The 21673-nt window shown below is 40.2% G+C and carries 21 protein-coding genes and 1 riboswitch; of the genes, 8 read left to right on the forward strand and 13 right to left on the reverse strand.

Features of this window, described 5'->3' with window-relative positions:
* Positions 1-99: 99 nt before the first annotated feature.
* Entirely contained in the window at positions 100-1365 is a 1266-nt protein-coding gene (locus tag GOP56_RS05535) for a Glu/Leu/Phe/Val family dehydrogenase (protein WP_003336270.1), read from the reverse strand.
* Between the two features lie 308 nt (positions 1366-1673).
* On the opposite strand from GOP56_RS05535, the gene GOP56_RS05540 reads away from it, so the two are divergent.
* Entirely contained in the window at positions 1674-2012 is a 339-nt protein-coding gene (locus GOP56_RS05540) for a histidine triad nucleotide-binding protein (protein WP_003336269.1), read from the forward strand.
* Between the two features lie 101 nt (positions 2013-2113).
* Here GOP56_RS05540 and GOP56_RS05545 read toward each other — a convergent pair whose 3' ends face one another.
* From GOP56_RS05545 to mtnA, 3 genes are all read right to left on the reverse strand, one after another.
* Entirely contained in the window at positions 2114-3376 is a 1263-nt protein-coding gene (locus tag GOP56_RS05545; protein ID WP_003336268.1) for an MFS transporter, read from the reverse strand.
* A gap of 164 nt (positions 3377-3540) precedes the next feature.
* On the reverse strand, positions 3541-4392 hold the full coding sequence (locus GOP56_RS05550; protein WP_163244850.1) for a class II aldolase/adducin family protein: 852 nt from the start codon (positions 4390-4392) through the stop codon (positions 3541-3543).
* 36 nt (positions 4393-4428) lie between these two features.
* Complete coding sequence (mtnA, locus tag GOP56_RS05555) at positions 4429-5490, reverse strand: S-methyl-5-thioribose-1-phosphate isomerase (protein WP_163244853.1); 1062 nt, start codon at positions 5488-5490, stop codon at positions 4429-4431.
* 364 nt (positions 5491-5854) lie between these two features.
* Here mtnA and GOP56_RS05560 point away from each other — a divergent pair, with 364 nt between their 5' ends.
* On the forward strand, positions 5855-6655 hold the full coding sequence (locus GOP56_RS05560) for a DeoR/GlpR family DNA-binding transcription regulator (protein WP_101668368.1): 801 nt from the start codon (positions 5855-5857) through the stop codon (positions 6653-6655).
* 113 nt (positions 6656-6768) lie between these two features.
* Here the strand turns inward: GOP56_RS05560 and GOP56_RS05565 are convergent, their stop codons facing one another.
* Both GOP56_RS05565 and GOP56_RS05570 read right to left on the reverse strand, forming a co-directional pair.
* A complete protein-coding gene (locus GOP56_RS05565; RefSeq protein ID WP_003336263.1) occupies positions 6769-7977 on the reverse strand; it encodes a NupC/NupG family nucleoside CNT transporter in 1209 nt (402 codons plus the stop codon).
* Between the two features lie 54 nt (positions 7978-8031).
* Positions 8032-8850: a purine-nucleoside phosphorylase gene (locus GOP56_RS05570; protein WP_163244856.1), complete on the reverse strand. Its 819-nt coding sequence runs from the start codon at positions 8848-8850 to the stop codon at positions 8032-8034.
* 395 nt (positions 8851-9245) lie between these two features.
* On the opposite strand from GOP56_RS05570, the gene GOP56_RS05575 reads away from it, so the two are divergent.
* Positions 9246-10637, forward strand: a complete 1392-nt coding sequence (locus GOP56_RS05575; protein WP_163244858.1) for a hypothetical protein — start codon at positions 9246-9248, stop codon at positions 10635-10637.
* Positions 10638-10789: 152 nt separating this feature from the next.
* Positions 10790-11650, forward strand: coding sequence for a polysaccharide deacetylase family protein (locus tag GOP56_RS05580; protein WP_101668371.1), 861 nt, complete (start codon positions 10790-10792; stop codon positions 11648-11650).
* 543 nt (positions 11651-12193) lie between these two features.
* On the opposite strand, the gene GOP56_RS05585 is transcribed toward GOP56_RS05580, so the two are convergent.
* From GOP56_RS05585 to GOP56_RS05600, 4 genes are all read right to left on the reverse strand, one after another.
* Positions 12194-13219 carry an ABC transporter substrate-binding protein gene (locus GOP56_RS05585; RefSeq protein ID WP_121474356.1) on the reverse strand — a complete coding sequence of 342 codons (1026 nt, stop codon included), beginning with the start codon at positions 13217-13219 and terminating at the stop codon, positions 12194-12196.
* Positions 13220-13244: 25 nt separating this feature from the next.
* A complete protein-coding gene (locus tag GOP56_RS05590) occupies positions 13245-14048 on the reverse strand; it encodes an ABC transporter ATP-binding protein (protein WP_003336257.1) in 804 nt (267 codons plus the stop codon).
* A gap of 1 nt (position 14049) precedes the next feature.
* Entirely contained in the window at positions 14050-15147 is a 1098-nt protein-coding gene (locus GOP56_RS05595) for a FecCD family ABC transporter permease (protein ID WP_068792361.1), read from the reverse strand.
* Between the two features lie 249 nt (positions 15148-15396).
* A riboswitch (cobalamin riboswitch) is annotated at positions 15397-15594 on the reverse strand.
* Positions 15595-15993: 399 nt separating this feature from the next.
* Entirely contained in the window at positions 15994-16854 is an 861-nt protein-coding gene (locus tag GOP56_RS05600) for a DUF421 domain-containing protein (protein WP_163244860.1), read from the reverse strand.
* A 140-nt stretch (positions 16855-16994) separates the two neighbouring features.
* Between GOP56_RS05600 and spoVAC the strand changes: the two genes are divergently transcribed.
* The 4 genes from spoVAC to GOP56_RS05620 are packed head-to-tail and all read left to right on the forward strand — an operon-like array spanning position 16995 to position 19075.
* On the forward strand, positions 16995-17474 hold the full coding sequence (spoVAC, locus tag GOP56_RS05605) for a stage V sporulation protein AC (RefSeq protein ID WP_022586939.1): 480 nt from the start codon (positions 16995-16997) through the stop codon (positions 17472-17474).
* 1 nt (position 17475) lies between these two features.
* Positions 17476-18486 carry a stage V sporulation protein AD gene (gene spoVAD / locus GOP56_RS05610; RefSeq protein ID WP_163244863.1) on the forward strand — a complete coding sequence of 337 codons (1011 nt, stop codon included), beginning with the start codon at positions 17476-17478 and terminating at the stop codon, positions 18484-18486.
* Positions 18487-18840 carry a stage V sporulation protein AE gene (spoVAE, locus tag GOP56_RS05615; protein ID WP_003336249.1) on the forward strand — a complete coding sequence of 118 codons (354 nt, stop codon included), beginning with the start codon at positions 18487-18489 and terminating at the stop codon, positions 18838-18840.
* Positions 18841-18868: 28 nt separating this feature from the next.
* The gene (locus GOP56_RS05620; RefSeq protein ID WP_003336248.1) at positions 18869-19075 is read left to right on the forward strand and encodes a DUF1657 domain-containing protein; all 207 of its coding nucleotides are present in this window, start codon (positions 18869-18871) and stop codon (positions 19073-19075) included.
* A 143-nt stretch (positions 19076-19218) separates the two neighbouring features.
* Here the strand turns inward: GOP56_RS05620 and GOP56_RS05625 are convergent, their stop codons facing one another.
* From GOP56_RS05625 to GOP56_RS05635, 3 genes are all read right to left on the reverse strand, one after another.
* Positions 19219-19530, reverse strand: coding sequence for a sensor histidine kinase (locus GOP56_RS05625; RefSeq protein WP_163244865.1), 312 nt, complete (start codon positions 19528-19530; stop codon positions 19219-19221).
* 266 nt (positions 19531-19796) lie between these two features.
* Entirely contained in the window at positions 19797-20114 is a 318-nt protein-coding gene (locus tag GOP56_RS05630; protein ID WP_003336240.1) for a magnetosome magnetite crystal formation protein family, read from the reverse strand.
* Between the two features lie 741 nt (positions 20115-20855).
* On the reverse strand, positions 20856-21395 hold the full coding sequence (locus GOP56_RS05635; RefSeq protein ID WP_163244868.1) for a cupin domain-containing protein: 540 nt from the start codon (positions 21393-21395) through the stop codon (positions 20856-20858).
* Positions 21396-21673: the final 278 nt, after the last annotated feature.

Raw genomic sequence — 21673 nt, forward strand, 5'->3', positions numbered from 1 at the left:
GAACGTGGGGGAACAGCAAAACCCGCCGGGTATAGTTTCCGGCGGGGAACAATATATCATACAGATATCATAAGAAAAATCGCTTGAGTTAGCAAGGAATTATATCCAGCCTCTCGCTTTCATTCCTTCTGTGATGCGAAGTAAAGAGATCATAAAAGCGGCAGTTCTTCTGTCTGTTTGATATTGTTTAGCAATCTGACCTACTTCCTGATAAGAACGCACCATTACATCCTTTAACTTGTCATTTACTTCTGTTTCAGACCAGTAAAAATTCATGAGGTTTTGCACCCATTCAAAGTAAGAAACCGTCACTCCGCCTGCGTTTGCTAAAATATCTGGAATGACCAGAATCCCTTTTTGCTGCAAGACCTCATCTGCTGCTGGTGTTGTTGGGCCATTAGCGGCTTCTGCAATAATTTTAGCCTTTATCTGATCTACATTAGCTGTTGTAATCACATTTTCCAATGCAGCAGGAATTAAAATATCCACTTCTACTTCTAACAGTTCATCATGGGCAATGAGACTAGCTCCGGCTACACTTCCTAGGGAACCTGCTTCCTTGGCTGTAATAACATCAGGTATATGCAATCCTGCTTTTGCATAAATAGCCGTTTTTGAATCACTCACTGCCACTACCTTCGCCCCTATTTCATGCAAAAGTCTAGCGGCGATTTGTCCAGCATTCCCAAAGCCTTGAATTGCTACTGTGGCATCCTTAGGGGACATGCCCTTTTCATGTAAAGCTTCTAGGATCGTATACACACAGCCACGCGCTGTTGCCTCATTTCTACCCTTTGACCCGCCGAGAATAAGAGGCTTCCCGGTAATAACCCCCGGCGAAACAGCTCCTTTTAGACGGCTATAAGTATCCATCATCCAGCCCATTACCTGCGCATTCGTATAAACATCAGGGGCAGGAATATCCTTTTCAGGTCCAACTATATCGTGAATAGCCTCCATAAATCCTCTGCTGACACGCTCTAATTCTCCCTGACTCATCGTACGCGGATCACAGATGACTCCGCCTTTACCACCACCATACGGTAAATGCACAACACCGCATTTAAAAGACATCCACATAGACAGAGCCTTAACTTCATCAAGAGTTACTTGTGGATGGAAGCGAATTCCTCCCTTAGTCGGACCAATGGCATCATTATGTTGCGAACGATACCCATCAAATACACGAACAGTTCCATCATCCATCTTCACTGGAAAAGATACACTGACAACACGTTTGGGCTTTTTCAAAATCTCTACCGCTGCCCGAGGAAGATCAAGCAATTTTGCAGCATTCTCAATTTGCTTTTGAACAATTTCGTACGGATTTAAGTTTTCCGTCATTTTTGTCGCCTGTTGTGCCATGGTTTCCCCCACTCTCTTTCTCTACTAGGATAAAGGATTTCTAACATTGTAAAGGAATATTACAAAAAATGAAATATAAAATGCCCTATGTTTTTGATTTTACTGAGAATTTTCGCACTCTTGTAACAAATTCCCTCTCTATTTAGTATGTATGATTTTGCTATTTGTATTCATAATAAGTTGGATTTTTGCCTCTTTTTGCGGTTTCCCAGAAAATAAAGCACTGAATTAGGAAGGAAACTAGTAAATTCACTGGAATTTTACTACAATAAGAGGAAGAATATTAAACTTTGAGAGGAGAATTTTAGATGGATTGCTTATTTTGTAAAATTATTCAAGGTGAAATCCCTTCCAAAAAAGTATACGAGGATGATGATGTCTACGCGTTTCACGATATTAATCCGATCGCACCTGTACATATCTTAGTCATCCCTAAAAAACATATTTCCTCTGTTATGGGCGTGGATGAATCAGATAAAGAACGAATTGGTAGTCTCCATTTGGCAATTCAAAAAGTAGCAAAAGAAGCCGGTTTGGAAGAAAACGGATTCCGTGTGGTGACAAATATCGGAAAGCATGGACAACAAACGGTCTTCCACTTGCATTACCACATTATCGGCGGCAGACAATTAGAATGGAATATGTAAGCTAATCCTTTGCATATAAATAAAAAAACACACAAACCAGTAAATCAAGCTGACTTGTGTGTTTTCTTTATTCAACTCTCTAAAAAACGATGCATATCCTACTATTCCGGCTGTGGTTCAGAAGCTGGCTGAGACGTATTCTGTGTAGGCTCCAGCTTTTGTAGCTGAAGTTTAAACAGCGGAATCACCGCACAGACCCCGATGATAAAAAACAATCCTGCTAGCTGGTAGCTTCCCTGTAACGTAAAGGTTTCTTTTACAACACCAGATACGCTCATCATTACGACCATCATTCCGGAAAATAAAGGGCTAAGCACGCCATTGACCCGACCAACAAATTCTTCTTCCGCAGACATTAGGATCAACGTATTGACCCCAATGTGAATACAGGGGAAAAACAATCCATTAATAAATTGAAAAGCAAGGGCCAGCATAAAATTTTGTGAAAAACTAATGCCAATTACCGAAATTGCACTGCTAATCATCCCGATAGCTAATAGCTTTTGAGCAGAGATTTTTTTAGAGATCGCCATAACTAATCCTCCACCTACCAGCATAGCCGCACCATTAGTCATCAAAAACCACTGGAGGTTCTCTTTAGGCAATCCTAGCTGCTCCACTACAATAAATACACCCAAAGGCTGTAATAGCCCCACTGCTAAGCCTGCCATCATAAAGCATAAGCTGAGCGTCCGTAATACATTTTTTGACCAAACGTAACGGAATCCATCAGTCATCTCTTTTAAAATACCAGTGGTAGCATCAATCTTCTTCGGCTTCAGATCAGCTGGTAATCTATAAAGCACCGCTGCTGAGAGTAAAAAGGCAAGTCCAGTCAGGGCGATCGAAACGTCGATACCGAAGCTCTGAAATACCATGGTACCAATAGCTGGTCCAACAATCATAAAGATTGCCATCAGGGTTTGAAACATCGCCATTCCCGCTTGCAATTGTTCTGCTGGAACATGCTGTTTAAATAGCTTCATTGCCGATGGTTGCGAAAATTGAGACAGGATAGCAGAAAACAGCGTAACAAAGAATATTGCTTTCCAAGACCCAAACATAAGAGTCAATAGAACACCAAAAACAGAAGCGGCACTTAAAATATCACACCACACCATTGTTCTTTTTGGTCTCCAACGATCAGCAAACGTCCCGCCTATAAATGAGAAAATAAAGATAGGAGCAAATTCGGCTACAGAAATCATGGAGACCGCATAAGGATCATTATTGGTAACTTCCATAACATACAAAAGGATAGCAAAATTTCGCACCCAGGTACCTAGCTGTAAAAATACACCTGACAATAGAATAACGCGTATAAATGGATTTGATAAAATATGCGGTTTTTTTACGGTTTCCACCTGATTCCCCCTCCTATAAATACATACTTACAAGTAGAAGCATTCCTATATCCTATCACATCTTTTTATAGTATACATTCTTTTTTTTACATAACTTTTAACCAAAAGGAAAAATGCGAAAACCTTGAAAACAGGCTTCGCATTTTTTCTATCACTACCATTTCCTATTCCAGTTTTGAATGCTGTAGCTGGGAAATAACCGCCTTGGTTACCCTGCTAACAAGCTCCTCCATTTGTTGTTCATCTAATTTGACTGTCAGTGGTTGTGGTTCCTTCATAGACATAGCTTGTTTATTTACAGAGCATACATCGACTCCTGGTGGACAAATGACTCCTGTTGGTGTCTCCCCTATTAAGCCCATTTTCTCTCGTAACGCTACTAGCTCTTGTACCCGTTCTACTGACAACTCCCGTGCTCCGTTCATTTGTTTTGCAATCCAATTAATTTTTGCAGTAAATTCGAGCGATTCCATCAAATAGTAGGCTGTTTGCAGGTCTTTTCCCCATGTAAGTGCCCCGTGGTTTTCTAGCAAAACCCCCTGATGGTTCATGATATGAGGCGCAATGGATTCAGGAAGAGCATGGGTGGATGGAGTCGCATATTTCGCTAAAGGTATGGTTCCAAGCAGCACTACCGATTCTGGCAGGGTTGCAAAATCTAAAGGAATGCCTGCTATCGCAAAAGCTGTAGCATACGGAGGGTGAACATGAACGATCCCGCCAATGTCTGGACGCATTTCGTATACTTTCAAGTGCATTTTCATCTCAGAGGTTGGTTGAAGCTCTCCTTCTAATACTTCCCCTTGGAGGTTTACTTTGACCAGCATATCTGGCTGCAAAGCTCCTTTACTTACGCCGGTTGGTGTGATCCAGATCTCGTTGGCAGAAAGACGAACCGAAATATTTCCATCGTTAGCCGCACCAAAGCCTTTTGCATATACTTTACGCCCAATCTCACAGATATCCTGTTTGATTTTAGCTTCATCTGTCATCTGTTTGTACGCTGGTTCGGTCATGATTAGTTTTGTCCTCCTTGTTTCCTGTAGGTCCATCTAGTTGCTTTTTGCAGTGACCTGGAACAGCTCTGTCAATGCATTGTCGTAAGGAGCTCGTAAAATACCCTTCTCCGTAATGATTGCTGTTATTAAATCGTGTGGAGTTACATCAAAGGCAGGATTAAAGACTTTGACATCATTGGGTGCCGTTTGCTTGCCAAATCCTTCAATAATTTCACCAGCTTCTCGCTCCTCAATCGGAATCTGCTCTCCCGTAGCGGTATCCAGGTCAATTGTAGACATTGGGGCTGCTACATAAAATGGAATGCCATGAGCCTTTGCCAGTAGTGCTACACCATACGTTCCAATTTTGTTCGCTACATCACCATTAGCCGCAACCCGATCGCATCCAACGATAACTGCCTGTACCCAGCCTTTAGACATCACCATTGCAGCCATGCTATCCGTAATTAACGTAACATCAATACCCGCTTCCTGTAATTCCCATGCTGTCAGACGAGCTCCTTGCAGTAAGGGACGAGTCTCATCGGCAAATACCCTGATATCCCAGCCTTTTTCTTTTGCTAAATAAATAGGTGCAAGCGCTGTGCCATAACGTGCCGTAGCAATTCCACCAGCATTACAATGCGTTAACACACCCATGCCATCCTCAAACAACGTCAATGCATGTTCACCAATCATTCGGCATGTTTCTTCGTCCTCATCACGAATCGCATGCGCTTCTGTAACAAGACGCTGTTTAATTTCAGCCACTGGTAGGTTCTGGTCAGCCAAAGCTCGTTGCTCCATACGGTTTAATGCCCAAAATAGGTTAACTGCTGTAGGTCGTGACGACGCGAGGTACTCTTTATGCTTTGTGAATGCATCGTAGAAGGCTTCAAAGGAGTCCTCAGGTGCATCATGAATTCCCAACAGTAGTCCATAAGCGGCAGCAATCCCAATCGCAGGAGCTCCTCTTACCTTTAGCTCCTTAATGGCATCCCAGGCATCCTTTATGTTGTCTATTTCTAAAAATTCTTTCAAAGTTGGAAGTTTCGTCTGATCTAAAATAAATAAAATATTGTCTTCAAAACGGACCGATTGAATAAACGTCGCCATGTGAGAGCCTCCCCCTATTTGATAAGTCGATTCAAATTTGAATGACTTAAGATTACGATTTGTCTTATCTTTGTTATAGCAAAAAAACAAAAAATTTTCTGCTAGTAATCAAAAGTCACATAAAACCACATAATCTAACATTTTTATTGACTGATACCTTGATTTTACTAATCTGTATACTTATTTTCAACTGCTTCCGGCCCTTTGGTCAAAACTTTTTCGACACTCCATCTGGATTTCTGTAAATAATGATTCAAATTTCTTTTCTTTCTATCTTTTTTTACAACGTTATTTTTGGTATCCTTTTTGGCAAGAGACATACCTGTAGGTCGATTGGGATTAGATCATTGTTTTGGGAGGTATTATGTTAGCAATCGAACGTCGCAAAAAAATCATGAGCATGCTATTTGAACAAGGAAATGTCATGGTAACAGAGCTTAGTAAACAATTCTCTGTTTCTGAAGAGACCATACGTCGTGATTTAGACAAATTAGAGAAGGAAGGCATTTTAGTCCGTACATATGGAGGAGCTATTTTAGAAGATGGACTACGCTCTGATTTCCCACTTTGGGTACGTGAAAGCTATTATGTCGAGGTAAAGGAAAAACTAGGAGAAAAATGCGCTCAGCTCATAAAAAGCGGCGATACAATCATGCTTGATTCCAGCACTACTTCATTATATATTGCCAAAAAAATAAAAAATAAACAGAATCTTACGGTTATCACCAATTCATTTAAGGTCGAGCTAGAGCTATCGGATGCTGAACACGTAAAACTAATTTCCACGGGTGGCACTCTACAACGCCGTTCCCTTTCATATGTTAGCCACTCAGCAACTAGAGCCCTTTCTCATTATTTTGCCGATGCATCCTTCGTTTCCTGTACCGGCCTTCATCTTCAACGAGGCGCTACAGATTCTAACGAATTTGAAGCGGAAATTAGAAAACTGATGTTAAAAAACTCAGAGCAAAAAATCCTAGTGCTCGATCATACTAAAATTGATAAAGCCGGCTTTACTTTTATTACTGACTTTCAAGGCATTACAAAAGTGATCACAGACCAGCCCTTATCTGTAGAATGGCGACAGCTTTTAAGTAGATATAATATCGAAATTGACGATGAGGATATTGATACCGCTTTCGAGGAAACTCCTTCCTCTTCCTAAAACTTCCAAGCAGGAGTAGAGGTAGAGGTAGTCGTAGAAGTAAGTGACTACATACGAAAACGCAGCTCCTGCCTACATCATAGGTAAGGAACTGCGTTTTATGGTTTTACCCCTTACAAGAACATCCCAGCAATCGCACCATTTAACAAGGAAGCCAATGTACCGGCAAAGATAACCTTCATGCCAACCTGAGCAATTTCACTTCGACGCTCAGGTACAAGTGTACCAAGCCCACCAATCAGCATTGCCATAGAGCCAAAGTTAGCAAATCCGCAAAGCGCAAAGCTCAGGATTGCTACCGTTTTAGGTGTCAAATTTGCCATGTTTTTAGCCATATCAATATAAGCGACAAATTCGTTTAATACGATTTTTTGGCCAATATAAGAACCTGCTTGAACAGCCTCACTCCATGGTACTCCAACTGCAAAAGCCAAAGGAGAGAACAGATAACCAAAAATCCCCTGCAAGGTTATCTCCAGGCCAAACAGTCCTCCAATATAGCCAAGCAAGCCATTCACCATAGCAACCAAGGCTACAAATGCCAACAGCATGGCTCCCACATTCAACGCCAAAAACAGGCCATCTCCTGCACCGCGTGCTGCTGCATCAAATATATTCGCTGATTCATTTTTTTCCAGTTTTATTTCCCGGTCTTTTATATTTTCCGTCTCCGGGAAGAATAGCTTGGCTATAACTAATCCAGCAGGAGCAGCCATAAAGCTCGCCGCAAGCAAATATTCCATTGGGATACCTAGTAAAGAGTAGGAAGCAAGCACTGTTCCCGCTATAGAAGCAAGTCCCCCTGTTAGCACAGCAAACAGCTCTGAGCGTGTCAGTTGGCTTAAAAAGGGACGAATAACTAAAGGTGCTTCCGTTTGACCCACGAAAATATTCGCCGCTGCTGACATTGACTCAGCTTTACTCGTACCTAATATTTTAGAAATACCGCCACCAATGTATTTGATAAATAGCTGCATAACGCCTACATAATACAAAACAGCAATCAGAGCTGCGAAAAAAATAACCATTGGCACAACATTAAATGCTACGACAAACGTAATTTTAGAATCAGGAGTGTACAGCCCGCCAAAAAGGAATTTGATCCCTTCATTCGCATAACCAATAATATGGTTCATTACGTCAGTGAACTTACTTAGTACAGCTCGACCTGCCTCCCACTTTAACACAATGAATGCAAACAGAAACTGGATAGCTAATCCTCCAACAATCGGACGCCATCTAATCCCTTTCTTATTGTTACAAAACAAGAATGCAATAAATAGAACAGCAATTACCCCAAGGAGGCCTCGAAGAAAATCCATGATGACTTTACACCTCTGTTTTTTATTTAATACCTACTCTTATAACCTTGTGACTTACATATTCTCCACGATGCCTCGTAGAAGCTTAGAAAAATTCTCTTTTGCTTGTCCTGCTGCCTCATAAACCTCTTCAGCCGTAATAGGTTGAGGCAGAATACCAGCAGCTAAATTGCAAATGCATGAGATAGTCAGCACTTTAATACCTGCATGCTTGGCTACAATCACCTCTGGTACTGTTGACATACCTACTGCATCTCCCCCTATTGTTCGTGCCATTCTGACTTCAGCTGGCGTTTCAAAGGAAGGTCCTGTAAAAGCCACATAGACACCCTCTTTTAAAGGTACACCTATCTGTGTCGCTACCTGCCTTGCCAACTGAGCTAAGGATTTACAATAGGTGTCACTCATATCAGGAAAGCGATCTCCCAGCCTCTCATCATTAGCCCCGATCAACGGATTTATCCCCATTAAGTTAATGTGATCCGTCACTAGCATTAAATCCCCTGGCTGCTGGTCGATATGTAAGCCTCCACTGGCGTTAGTTAAAATAAGTTGCTCAACCCCCAGCATTTTCATTACTCGAATTGGAAATGTTACCGATTCGATACTGTGACCCTCATAATAATGAAAGCGGCCTTGCATAGCAACAACCGTCTTCCCTTCAAGTTTGCCAACAATAAGTTTACCTGCATGATAATCCACTGTCGACATCACAAAATGAGGAATTTCTTGATAAGGAATAACAATGGCATCAGCTAACTCTTCCGCTAATTCACCTAAGCCCGATCCTAGAATCAATCCAATGGTTGGTGTTTGATTTATTCTTTCCTTTATGTATTTGTTAGCTTCATCTATAGCTTCCCACTTATGCATAAGAAACCTCCCTGTTGTTTTTTTCTGTCTTAACTCATATGTAGTCTGTCAGAATATCACAAAACACAACATTACCAAAAAGAAATCAACAATTGATCGGTGCAATCTTATTTTATTTTAATATCCGAATTTAATCAAGCTAAAACAAAACATTGTACGTATTTTAGCCAGTTAAATTGTTTTTTTTGATTAATAAACAGAATTTTTAATGCATTTTACTTACATTCCGAAAAAATAATCCTTTTAAAAAGCTCTTCTATCCCTTTATAATATGAGTATAAAAACGTCTTTTTATTGTAATTTTATGGATTTTACTGGCAAGTAGCAAACGAAACCTTTTTTCGTAAAAAGTTTAGTTCAGTTAAAATTCATCTAAATTGGGAGGTCAAACTAACATGAAACGAACCCTACATCCAATGAAAAAGCCTGGACTAGCTTTTGTCTTAGCTTTAAGTGTTTTAACAGCTTCTCCATCTGTTTATGCCAAGGAGACTTTACTGCTTGCCACTCAGGGGACATCTTCGGCCGTCACTGCCCCTCATTTGAATGAATATGCCCAATTCTTACAGACCAATTATCAGGTAACCTTTTCAAAACAGGTAACCCGCGCTGATTATCTACAAGCTCTATCGACTATACTCGCTTTACAACCATCAAAAGAAAGCAAAATCTCATTTACTGATGTAAAAGAGGGTTCTACTTTAGCACAAGCCGCTAGTGCTCTGCAAGAACAAGGGATCGTTAATGCCACTACACTAAAGCCAAATGAATCCTTAACCGCTCAAGATGCCATCTCGTATACGGTCCGTGCTGCTGGTCTGAAAGAATTAGCTTATACGTATCCGGAAGCGAAAATAAAAAAAGCCTTTGCTTCTGTAGCCCTCTCCTATAAAACAGGTCAGCTTCCTATGAAGGCAGCGCAAGAGATTGCTGTGGCAATCGATACAAAGCTACTCCCAGAATCTCTTGCTCAAACCGTTATCAAAAATCAAGCTGTTTCGCCCGATGTAGCAGCTTTATTGATCGGAAAAGTACTCGAATATAAAGGAGAGTATAAGCATTTCCTAGGTCTAACAACTGATGAGGATATTTATAATAAGGTGTCTCATTCCTGGAAAACCACCAATTTAATCAAAGCTGAAGAATTGCAAAAGATCGTGGACGAGGCACTTAAACAAGATATCGTCACAGGGTATAATCTCAAGGATAAACGATTCGCCCCACGGTTTGACCCGGCTCTTTCACTCACCTATGGTCATAGTGACATACAGCATGCCATTCAACTGATCGGTTTGCTAAAAAGTGAGGGACTGGTAGCAAAAGTACAACTAGAGCGGAAAACATCTGCTTTTATCTATTTAGCCGAATGGGGTCAACCTGTCATCACTCCTGATTATCAAGTAGTAAAAATTGATAACGGTAAATACATCGCCTACTCCAAAGAATACGATATCAGTTTTGAATTCACATCTGTAGCTGATAAAGAAGCCTTTGACAAAATCATTCATACGTATGCAAAAAAAGATAAGGAAAATCAGACTGGTTTGCTTATTTCATCTTGGTGGCAGCCACTCTACTTCTCGCTGAATGAAATGAATGGGTATAAACAGATTACCAATAACTATATGGAAAAAGACAATTATGTGGCTCAATCCTTCTCGTTAAACGAGAAATCCGCACAAGTTGTTGACGGTTTTAAGAAGATTGACCCTAAGGTAAAAGTTACCTCCTATCCTTTTTATGTAGATGCTCCATTCTATAATTATCTGATCGGTGACTACAAATAAGAAATCGTTCCAAACGCTCTGCTTACTGGCAGAGCTTTTTTCTTTCTTCCTTGTATGTCTCATGCTTTGCTAAAAAAAGCGCATACTAACGTTTATGTAAGAAATTCACGAAGATGTTCAAGAAGAAAAGGCGGATCAGAAAGGAGCCCTTCATGCTACGTAAAATCAGCGATAGATTCTTCCTGCTCTTTGTCATAGTCCTACTAGCGATACAAGCTTTCTCTGATACTCCCCAAGCAACACAAGCAAAATCGCTTCTTGATGAACAAAAGCTATTCATCGAGCAGCCTACCTCTTATGAAGTAACGATCCGGCAAAAAAACCGCGATTATTATGAAAAACGGGGAGAAGCTATTTGGGACTTGCCTACAGAAAAAAAAGCCATTGCTCTAACCTTTGATGATGGACCAAACGAAACCTACACCCCTCAAATCTTAGAGCTACTACAGAAATATGGAGTTAAATCCACTTTTTTTACAGTCGGTAACCGCATTAAAAAAAATCCCAAGCTAGCTAAGCAGATGGTACAGCAAAATCACGAGCTGGCAAACCATACCTTTACCCATCCCGATTTGAGACGTCTTTCAAAACAACGACTAAAAATCGAATTGGAGTCTGCTCAATCCATGATTCAAACAACAACAGGGGTAGTACCTACTCTATTTCGTCCACCTGGTGGTAGTTACAACGAAAAAATTGTGGCTGCCGCAAAAGAGATGGGTTACTTGGTTGTCATGTGGTCCTGGCATCAGGATACTAAGGATTGGACGAATCCAGGGGTACAAAAGATTGTCAACAAGGTGCTGAAAAATGTACGAAATGGCGATATCATCTTATTTCATGACCATGGCGGAGATCGTCAGCAAACGGTAGATGCCTTGAAAATCATTTTGCCAGAGCTTAAAAAACGCGGCTTTGAAATGATTACGGTATCAGAGTTGATTTCCATACGGAATCAGTACCCTGTGAAAGCAAATTTACCTTCCCTTGTCCCCAATAGAGGCCATAAATAGATTTTTTACGTCTTAAAAAAAACCGCCATAGCTGTGGTGGCAGCATGGCGGTTAAAGTGTATGGGAGAGTGTCAGTTAACAGATTCCTTTTACGAAAAGGATTTTAGTTGGCTTATATTCAGATCATCGACTTTGAGTTATCAAACAACTTTTCGCTTGTTGCTGTGAAATGGTTTTGTTAGCTTGTTTTTATCAATGTGTCTTGAATGTAAAGTATACCTTGTCAGTATAAATCCATGTCAAGGTAAACTAAGGAAGATAGATACTTCTTTCTTCCATGTAGAACTCCTTTCATAGGATCTGTTACGCTAATTCTCCCACACGATTCCTGGTGCAATTGGTATCAATCCGCATGAATGTACCTATGCACATTCTATGACCGATTTGGTTACAAAAAGGTTGCAAATATAATTGTATTTTTATTTATACCTACAACTAAGACGATTCCTCTTCATTATCTCCATAAAAAAAGCACATGCGAGGATAAGATAATCCATATCCCAGCATATGCCTTCTGTAAAAGCTACCTTATGAAATCTTCTATTAGAACTTCTCTGGATAAAATCCTTTTGCAAGTATTTCTACCGCTCGTACATTTCGAACACCTTCAAATACATCGGAAAGTGGCAAGCTAACAAATCGCTTATTCTTAATAGCAGGGATATCGGAAAGTGCTTTGTTTTCTAGTAAATATTTGATCTTCTCTTCTGCACTTGGTTTATCATAATCATTAATTACAATTACATCGGGAGCTCGCTTTATGGCTTCTTCCCAGCTCACTTCACTCCAAGATTTTTCTAAATCACCAAAAACGTTTTGTCCGCCAGCCATTTCGATTAAACGCGTTTCTAAGGAATTTCCTGTTGTATACAAACCTGAATTAACACTATCAAAGACCAATACTTTGACTGGTTTTTCTATATTTCCTATCTTTTGTTGAATGGCCTGAATATCCGTTTTCATTTTAGCAACAATATCCTTAGCACGATCCTCTACATGCAGAATCTTGCCTAATTGCATCAAATCCTCATAAACCTCGTCGACTGTAGGGTGTTTAGATATCGTTCCTGTAATGGTATAAGCTGGGATACCCATTTTTTGCAGCTCCTCTATACTGCCAATTCCTTTTGCTGTAAATGCAGAGCTTCTGCCAATAACGAAGTCAGGCTCTACACTTAGAAAGACTTCTAAGGAAGGATATTGCTTAGACAAAAGCTTGATTTGATCATATTTTGCCTTATATTCGGGCAAGACTTCGTCGTCAGGATAAGCTGTACCGACCATTACGTCTTCAACACCTAATGCTAGTAGCATTTCGGTCACATGCTGATTCATACTCACTACTCGCTTCGGTGCTTGTTCAAAGGTTAACGTATGCTCTCCATTTTTAATTTGAATCTTCTCAGCTACTGGCTGTGAATTAGTAGAAGCTGCCTGAGGAGTCGTCCCATTTCCACAGCCACTTACTAGTAATGAAAGACCGGCAAAGATTGTAATCATCATCTTTTGACCTTTATACAAAAGGCCTTGCTTCTTGGTAGTGGAGCTTTGCATAGTATATTTGTTCATCTTGTTTTCCTACCTTTTCCTTTATTCAACAAATAACCTGATCTGGGATCATATAATGAATGTTCACTCTTCCTGTAACTGGATGAACGGTTACTTCTGTTTGAATCTTGTACACTCGTTCTAAAATTTCAGGCCGAAGAACTTCCTGTGGAGTTCCAGAGCAAACGATAACTCCTTTTTCTAGCATATAAAGACGATCACAGAACATAGCGGCCAAATTTAAATCATGTAAGGCGGCCAGTACGCTTTTCTGCTGTTGTTTCAGTAATTTGAGCATCCCTAATTGATGATGGATGTCCAAATGATTAGTCGGTTCATCCAGCAGTAACAGATCGGTCTCTTGTACAATTGCTCTTGCTAATAAGACGCGCTGCTTTTCTCCCCCAGATAAACTCAGATAACTCCGATCACCCATGTTCTGTAGGCCAACTTGAGCTAGAGCTTGCTCTACTAACGCTAAATCATGCTTATTCTCCTGCTCCCACATACTCTTGTGTGGAGAACGTCCCATCAGTACAAGCTCGTATACACTAAAATCAAATTGAATCTGCGTTTCTTGAACCACTGCACTTAGTTCTTTTGCTAATTGCTTCTGTTGGTATTGACCAAGCTCTCTTTCCAGTAAATAGATACTGCCTGTAGTGGGTAATAGAGTCCGATATACCTGCTTAAGGAGAGTAGATTTACCACTACCATTCGGGCCAAGCAAGCCCACGAATTCTCCTTTTTGTACGTGTAAATCTATATCCTGCAAGATACATGTCCCTTGGATCTCATATCCAACTTGTTTTAACTCAACATGCTTGTCTACGTCCAATTTTGTGGGCACATTAGCTTCCTCCAAACGTATACGCCCGACGACGTAGCATCCAGATAAAAAATGGACCGCCGCAAAGCGCTGTGACTATTCCTATCGGCAATTCTTCAGGGGCAATGATTAGTCTAGCTAATACATCCGCCCAGATCATAAAAATCGCTCCACCACAGGCACAAAGTGGGATTAGTCTCCTATGATCAGAACCCACCCACAAGCGAAAGATATGGGGTAACATTAAACCAACAAAGCCAATGCTACCGCTTACAGCAACCAGTAAGCCTGTAACGAGAGAAATCGTAATCAGTAGAATCTTACGCATATTTTCTGGATGTAGACCAAGTAGCGTAGAGGTTTCTTCCCCTAAGATCAACAAATTTAGATTGCGTGCATTTACCCATAAAAATATAAAGAAAGCAAGTACTGCAATCGTTGGCAATACAAGTGACTCCCACTTGGCACGAGTGAAGCTTCCCATCATCCAGTACAGCACACTTGAAAGGCTTTCCGCTCTTGGTGCCAGCATAATAAAAAAACTAGTAAGCGCTGACAACATAATAGACACAGCTATTCCAGCTAACAACAGACGTATTAGCTGCACCCTTCCGCCTACCAAAGACAAAAGAAACACCAATATAACGGAAGCCAAAGCACCTAAAAAGGCCGCTAAAGAAAGCGCATACGAACCAAATACTCCCAAACTACCAAATAACAGCACTGCTGTTGCTCCCACCGATGCCCCTGATGATACGCCTAAGATATATGGATCAGCTAAAGGATTACGAATCAATGCCTGAATGGCTATCCCAACAATAGACAGCCCGGCACCTACAACCGCAGATAATAAAACACGTGGCAGTCGAATATCCCAAACAATATGCATCTGCGCGTTAGACACGTCTGTCCCTACCCATTGTTGTACAAAAGGAACATGTGAGCCTATGACCTTCCAAACGATAACTGGGTCTATTTGTACTGGTCCCAGCATGATTGCAACCGTCAGCGATAAAAATAATACCACGCCGCTTCCCATCAATTTCGCTATCCAATTTTTTGTATATTGCGTACCGATGCTGTTTACTGACCTTGGGGCTGTCGTGGCGGTTTGTTGCATGCTTCTCCCCCCTATGTAAAACAAAGTAACGAAATGAAATTACTAACTCGGTGATCACCCAAGCTTCAAGTGCAGGTGGCACCGTAATTGGACCTCTACGCCCCGCTAACATGTTATTCCTTAAAGATTCGCACAAAAAAGCATCCGTTCCAAAAGGAGACAGATGCTTGGGTTTTTGGACATATCAATTCCTATAGGTGTATGTACACTATCATCATACGACCTACCCAAACACCTGCCCATCCTCGTGGGAGTGTTGCATCTTACGGCAGGTCTCCTGGCTCATGAATCCTCGCAAGCATCCTCCCTTCCCATTCTCTGCAAAAGCGAACAGTGGTGTATCGGATGTTGCTCCTCATTTACAGTGGCGGGACCGCATCGGATTTTCACCGAACTTCCCTTTTAAGTCTGATCCTGAAATCAAACACCGTAACATGGCTATAAATCAGTTGTAATTGTTTGTGAGTGTAACACGATTTGGTGGAACATGGCAAGGTAATGGTGAATTTGTGATAGGTTTGTAAGAACTTTGTAAAATATTTACGTAATGTTTGTAGTTTAGTAGTAATCGGTCCAGTTGTTTGTTCACATAATGTTAATTATGTTATTTAATTTATACCAAAATTTCTTTCTTTCTCATTTTATGCACTCTTCGTTTCTATCTTTCCATGAATGTAATAGAAAGGCAAAAAAGCTATCCAATTAAGGATAGCTTACCTTCCCAATCAAATTTCCCCCTGCCATTACCAAGTTCCTGTCATGTAGCCTAAGCATTAGCCTCTTGATAATTTTAGTAACTTGTCTGGACAAGGTTTCTATTATAAAGGCTTCTGTATCGATCTCTTGTTAGCTCTGTAAAAAAGGTTTTACCTCTTCTATTATTTTTTTTAAGCTTTGAGCCCCCTTTTCATATTCCTTTTTAGCCATGTTATTTTTTGTTTCAAGTGAAAAAGTCTCCAAATCTGCTTGGCATTTTTTCAACGTAGACAACGTCAATGGTTTTTCCTGAGGGACTGGTACAGTAATCTGGTCATCATATAAATCTACATTCAATTGCCCATAACTGTCTACTTGTCCTATATAAACGTTTTCCAATGGTATTCCCATCTTATTGAGAGTTGTGTGGAGCCATCTTTTCGACAATCCTGTGGTTGCTAAAGGCCCTAACATGACATTCCCATCCAAAATGACCGTCTGAGGCTCTCGGCTTGGAGCTCCTTGGATATTCAGATCTTTGGCAGTAAGCGGTTGATTTTCTTTTTTGAGCAGGACACTAATCTGACCATTCTGCTCTAATAGCGCATACTCAACATCTGCAATCGAGAATACATCTTTTAGGCGCAATTGTTCTAACAATTCCTCACCTGTATAATTCTCTTTCTTGAGATTGTCCTCCATAATTTTTCCATCTTTGATCAGTACACGAGCATTTCCTTCAACTATATCGCTCACTGTCTTACTTTTGACCGATAGATAACTGAAAAGAAATGGAATAAGGGCCCAAATGATCATGCTAACGAATCCGTTCAAAAACCTGTCATCGACGTCAGCTGAAATGAATCCCGCAATGGAGCCAATCGTAACACCTACAATATATTCAAAAAAAGTGGCTTGGGCAATTTGGCGTTTTCCCATTAAACGGGTTAAGAACAATAAAGTAAAAAGCGTAACGATTGATCTAAAAACAATCTCCCAGAATTCAGGCATAAATATCCTCCCTAGTAACATCTAATCCTTCTATGTATTTAGATTGTGTTACTTTGTTGATTTTTATATATAAAAGTAAGGTATAAAAACTGGCTTTGTATTCCAAATTAACTTTGACTACATCAATAAAGGAGTTAACAATGGCTACAAAAAACAGTAAATTAACCGCAACTCAAATCGAATATCAAGCCTTTGCAAAAGCGTTAGAACCTCCACGACCTGTGCTTAAAAATACCATTCGGGCTTTTTGGGTTGGTGGTTTGATTTGTTTATTTGGACAATTTATTCAAACCTTTTTCATTCACTTTTTTCACTTTGATGAAAAAAGCGCTGGAAACCCAACCTCTGCTGTCCTAATCGCCATTTCTGTTCTCCTAACTGGTTTTGGCGTTTACGACAAGATTGCACAATTTGGAGGTGCGGGAACCGCTGTGCCTGTTACCGGTTTTGCCAATTCGATTGCTTCAGCAGCTATTGAACACAAAAGTGAAGGATATGTACTTGGTGTGGGCGGCAACATGTTTAAATTAGCAGGCTCAGTTATCGTTTTTGGTGTAGTTGCCGCATTTTTCATCGCGTTAATAAAATGGTTTTTTACTTTTGCGGTAGGAGGATCTTGAGATGTTAAAGGGACATCAATCATGGATTTTTCCAAGCAAACCAACGATTTTATCCACGGCAACAGTTGGTGGGCCTTTTGAAGCACAAGGAAAAATTGCGAATGATTTTGATATTCTTCATAGTGATACCTGGCTGGAGCAAGACAGCTTTGAAAAGGCTGAAAAAATGATGATGGAAGAAGCTTTTGACCTCGCTGTCAAACGAGCTAGCTTGCAAAAAGGAGATATCAATTACCTCATTACAGGGGACTTAATGAACCAAATCATCTCCTCAAGCTTTTCAGCACGTACGATTGGGGTACCTTATCTAGGGATATTTGGTGCTTGTTCAACCTCTATGGAAGGATTAGCTTTAGCAGCTCAATTGATAGATAGCAGGGCAGCTAATTATGTACTTACGGGTACTTGCAGCCATAATTCAACTGCTGAGAAACAGTATCGTTATCCCACAGAGTATGGTGCACAAAAGCCTCCCACTTCACAGTGGACGGTAACCGGTGCCGCAGCGGCCGTGGTTGCACCTCAAGGAACAGGTCCGAGGGTTTCCTCTGCTACGATTGGTAAAGTTGTTGATATGGGACTAACTGATCCCCAAAATATGGGGGCGGCTATGGCCCCCGCGGCAGTAGATACCATTCAAGCTCATTTTCGAGATATGCAGATTGGGCCTGATTATTATGATTTGATCGTTACGGGCGACCTTGGAAAACTTGGCCATTCGATCGCAGGAAAACTCTTGAAAAAGCATGGATTTTCCATTCGAGACGAAGCCTTTACAGATTGTGGATTATTAATTTATCACGACAATCAGGAGGTTTTCTCTGGGGGTAGCGGCTGTGCATGCTGTGCCACTGTTACATATGGTCATTTGCTAAACCGGTTAGCTAATGGGGAATGGAACCGAATTTTGGTTATAGCAACAGGCGCCCTATTATCGCCGCTCAGCTTTCAACAAAATGAATCGATTCCTTGTGTAGCACACGCTGTAGCTATTGAGAGGGGGGGGAAATGAGTGAGCATCTTTATTTGGGCATTTATTGTTGGAGGCATCATCTGTGTCATCGGTCAATTATTGATGGATGTTGCCAAATTAACACCTGCTCATACCATGTCTACCCTAGTGGTAGTTGGAGCTATTATGGATGGACTAGGTTGGTATGAACCGTTAATCAAATGGGCCGGAGCCGGTGTTACGGTCCCTATTACAAGTTTCGGGAATGCTCTAGTACATGGGGCTTTGGAAGAAATGCAACGGGATGGTATTGTCGGGATTATTACGGGCATTTTTGAAGTAACCAGTGCAGGTATTTCGGCAGCCATTATTTTTGGTTTTTTAGGCGCAGTTGTATTTAAACCAAAGAGTTAGAGACATACTAAATCAGGAGGTGATATCGATGACAGTAGCTTCTTCAGTAAAACAAACCCTGGCTAGCTTAAAAGGTGCACAGGCCGATTTAGAAACCTTTGCATTAAGTACACAAAATAAACAAGCAAAGCAAGCTTTTACAAAATCTGCAGAGCAAGCACAAACCATTATTGACCAACTGGAATCTCGTGTTCAACAGTTAGAACAAGAGGAACCTCAGTATAAGGGCTTCTAGCCTATCACACAAAAAAAGAGGTAAGGGGGCTGGTTAATACCATCCCTTTTTACCCTCTTTCTTTTTGTAAATAAAGCATTTCATAAAATGCCTTGCTAGCATCTACAAATTCTACTACGGAGGATTTGTCAGTTGCGCTTTTCTTACACTGGGATCGTAAATTCTATAATAGCACCGCCAGACTCACTGTAATTATAGGCCTTCATTGCTCCTTCATGTTTTCCCACAATCAATTGACATATGTACAAGCCAAGCCCAACACTTGATTGATGCATGTCACTGTTGCTACCCTTATCATATTTTCTAAAAATAGTAGATAACTCTTGTTTTTCAAAACCAGTTCCTGAGTCAGTTATTTTTATGGTTAATGACTCATTTGTTAAAAAAGCTTCAGGTCTGATGCTATCTCCACTCGATGTATGCTTTATGGCATTGGAAACAATGTTCTCTATCACTTCCCCTATTCGAAACAGGTCAGGCTACCTCGACATCCGTGCTTCCTGTGTAATAGACAAGGTAATTGTAAATATCATTTTTGTATTGAACAAATAAGCGTTCGACCTCATGGTTGCACTTCACATTTCTTCACTCCAATTTAATTAATACACAAATTAGACGGACGATCTTATTGTTTTATTACAACAAGATAAAAAAACCGTATAGATTCTATCTACACGGTATTGCTAAACGAAACAAGCGATCATATATTATGTTAGTACTATTACATTTCATTTAATACCTTTACACCTTTTACAATATTCCAAATGAAATAGTAAATCATTACAATTGCAGTAATACCATAGGTAGCGATGATACTAAATCCCACTGCTGTCTCTGTTCCTTGATTCAAGCCAATGGTTCCTGATACTACAAGGCCAATAACTAGGGTTACATACGGAATAAGATGCGTCCACAGCGCTTTTTTAGCATGAACTTTAACCGCATGGTCACCTACGAAATAAACAATAATCGGTAATAAAAATGGAGCAAAAAAGACACTTAAGTAGCATAAAGAAGATAAAATATGATTTCCTTTCATAACATTCACCTCAACTGATTTCTTATGCTACTATTATTGCATCTACCTTCTATTTTAACTATCGAATAACCTTACGCAAATATAACAAATTTGTAAGGTTCACCTACTGTATATTCTATCATGTAAAACATACCTCCTCAGAGGGAGGTGCAGTTGATTTGCCGCTCGGTTATCGTGTATTATTTGTGATTAGAGATGAGTTTTTACACTTACTTTTAATAGCGTTATGATGTTTTGTAATACTTGTTGACGAATTTGGTCAACAACTTGCCAACAACCCTTATTATATTCATTTACGTGTCTTGAAGTTGATTGGTAAAAGAAAAAGTCGTTTCCTGAATTTATGTCCATTACACTTCTTTCTAGTCTCGTAATGTCTCTTTTCTCTTTCTGCAAAACGATCGCGTTCAACGGACTTTGATAAAAAAGTCGAGAATAAACCCCGACTTTTTTAAATAGTTCGTAATATTGTTCGATTTCATCACTGACCAAAATGTGGAAAACTCCCGTATCTGTTTTCTTATCTCGCTGGTAGTCTATCGCCCCGCCAAATCATCAAAATGTTGAATAGCAGCCTTGTTTTCATACCAATATTGCGGTAAACATTTTCTATCTCTCTAAAGGATCGTGGTCAACCGTACGGCATTTTATCCCTATTTTTGTTTGTCGGATTCTATTTGATTAGCCTTTCAATCAAATACAAAAACCCCCTTAAGGCTGTTCTTGTATTACAGTATTTATCTATTGACCCCCTTCTGCAGACATGGCATCTGCCTTTGTTTTATGAACAGTACCATATGGATGCTCAGGCGGAGCATAGATAACGTAAATTTTCAGTGGCTTATTCCCCGTATTGGTTACATTGTGCCATGTTCCAGCTGGTATCATAATTGCATAACCATCATAGGCCATTTTTTGAAAGTCTAATTTATCTTTGCTATTCCCCATTTGAACAAGTCCCTGGCCTTCTTCAATGCGTATGAATTGATCAGTATTCGGATGGACTTCTAAACCAATGTCATCTCCAACATTAATACTCATCAGCGTCACTTGGAAGTGCTTCCCTGTCCATAAAGCGGTGCGGTAAGTATTGTTTTGCTTAGCAGCTTTCGCAATATTCACTACAAATGGTTTTGATCCATAATCTTTTAAAAGGATGCTTCTATAATAAGGATTCCCGTTGTTATTCCAATTGTAATAATTCGGATACCAATTATAACCCCAATTATGGTTATAACTTGGATTATTCCATTGATAGTAATTGCATGGTCTAGGGTACATACTCATTCTCCTCCCGAGATTTCTATATTTTTCTTTTATCCTATGCAATTGCCTATTTATCGGAATGCAAAATGGGCATTAATGGGCAGGAGCCTGTAGCCTAATCATTTGTGAAACTATTGTACTTTTCATATCGTTATTGAAGAAACTGCCCTTATGAGGAATAACTTACATTTTTCCGATGGCTTTAGGAAGGCAGCATAACACCGCTGAAAGGGCAACACCGTCCAATATAATAAAATAAAAATCGGCCATTGGATAGGTTTTTAAGAATTAGT

Origin of the sequence: Brevibacillus sp. 7WMA2, assembly GCF_010748895.1 — a bacterium.
Taxonomy (GTDB): domain Bacteria; phylum Bacillota; class Bacilli; order Brevibacillales; family Brevibacillaceae; genus Brevibacillus_B; species Brevibacillus_B halotolerans.